General features: G+C 72.3%; 2 protein-coding genes and 1 pseudogene. All 3 read left to right on the plus strand.

Features of this window, described 5'->3' with window-relative positions; translation table 11 throughout:
* Positions 1-117: pseudogene (locus tag AOK24_RS47170) on the plus strand (bifunctional methylenetetrahydrofolate dehydrogenase/methenyltetrahydrofolate cyclohydrolase); the annotation flags it as partial.
* Between the two features lie 229 nt (positions 118-346).
* Positions 347-760, plus strand: a complete 414-nt coding sequence (locus AOK24_RS44850; protein ID WP_055725526.1) for a DUF3017 domain-containing protein — start codon at positions 347-349, stop codon at positions 758-760.
* Positions 761-863: 103 nt separating this feature from the next.
* The coding region (locus AOK24_RS44855) for a helix-turn-helix domain-containing protein (protein ID WP_159052258.1) at positions 864-1,250 on the plus strand (387 nt) is incomplete at its 3' end.

Here is a 1,250-nt window from a genome sequence, read left to right on the forward strand (position 1 = left end):
GACGTCCGCGAGGTCGCCGCGTGGATCTCCCCCAACCCCGGCGGAGTGGGCCCGATGACCCGCGCGCATCTGCTGGTCAACGTGGTCGAGGCGGCGGAGCGCGGTGCCGGGCGCTGAGGGGGAGGGCGGTACGGAGGGGAAGGCCGCGGCGAGGTCCCGTGCGGGGGAGCCGCGTACCGTCGAATCCCGTACCGCCGAGCCGCTCGCGACCGAACCCGGCGCGACCCAGCCGCTCGTGACCGAGCCGCCCGCAACCGAACCCCCCGCCGCCGGACTCCCTAACGGTGAGGCATCCCGTCCGCGTGGTACCGGACAGCAGCGTACGAACGATCGAGGTGAGGAGCCCGTGGCCGAAGAGGCAGTCAACCGGCGTGGCAGCAGGAGGTTTCCGCGGATCACGCGGGACACGGCGCGGCCCGAGGGGAGTGGGCGGGCGGTCGCCGGGGCGTCGTCCGTGCCGGCGCGGCAGTGGCCGATGCTGGCGGTGTTCGGGACGGTGGCGCTCGGGCTGCTGATCACCGCGCTGGACCAGTTCCGGGTGGGGACGATCCTCATCGGGGTGGCGTTGCTGGGCGGGGCCGTCATGCGGTGGCTGCTGCCCGGGGTGGGGATGCTGGCCGTGCGGTCGCGGTTCACCGACATCGTGACGTACGGGGTGCTGGGGCTGGCGATCGTGCTGCTCGCGCTGATGGCCCAGCCGGACCCCCTGCTCCAGATCCCCTTCCTCAAGGACACCCTGCACTTCACGGTCAAGACCTGAGGCCCCGTCGACACATCGACAATTCCCTCCCGGTGCCTGTCGATTCCGGCGCCGAACCGGACTAACGTCTCTGAACGGGACGGACTGTCACTGGGGGGACACGATGGCTCGCTGGACGCCTCTGCCGGACGAACTCGACCCGCGGATGGCCGAGTTCGTCGTCCACATGCGCCGCTCGGTCGACCGCAGCGGGCTGAGCGCGACGGCGCTGGCGGAGCGGACGGGCTACAGCCGTACGTCCTGGGAACGCTTCCTGGACGGCCGCCTCCTGGCTCCCCGCCGGGCGGTCGACACCTTCGCCGAGGCCACGGGGACTTCGCCGGTCCACCTCACGACGCTCTGGGAACTCGCGGAACAGTCCTGGAGCCCCGGCTCCCACGACCCCGTCACCACACAACTCCGGGTCCCGCCGACGGCGTTGCCGACGAGGCAGGTGGGCGGGCCGACCGAGGGCAACTCGTGGGGGCTGGCGGGATACAAGGGGCCGTCG

Origin of the sequence: Streptomyces niveiscabiei (genome assembly GCF_001419795.1) — a bacterium.
Classification (GTDB): Bacteria; Actinomycetota; Actinomycetes; order Streptomycetales; family Streptomycetaceae; genus Streptomyces; species Streptomyces niveiscabiei.